Here is a 253-nt window from a genome sequence, read left to right as displayed (position 1 = left end):
TGCGGGAAAGACATTCACTTCGATGTGTCGGTGAACGTGGGGGAAGGTTTCGGGAAACCGGCGCTGGTGACTTTCGATATCACGCTTGATACCGACGGAGCTGAGTGCCAAGAAGATGACTTGAGAGAGATTCTTGATGGGGCGACCCACGCTGTCTGGGACAATGGTGAACTAGCTCCACTCGCTATCCGTGGTCGTATTATGGCGCAGATTCTAGCCGATGCCGACTGTGACACAGAGGGGCAGGCAGACA

The 253-nt window shown here is 54.9% G+C and carries 1 pseudogene; it reads left to right on the top strand.

Annotated elements, in window-relative coordinates:
• Positions 1–253: pseudogene (locus QP415_RS12300) on the top strand (hypothetical protein); the annotation flags it as partial.

The organism is Pauljensenia sp. UMB3104 (assembly GCF_030217285.1).
GTDB lineage: Bacteria > Actinomycetota > Actinomycetes > Actinomycetales > Actinomycetaceae > Pauljensenia.
Note: the sequence above shows the minus strand (reverse complement) of the source record. Positions and strands in the feature narration are given on the sequence as shown.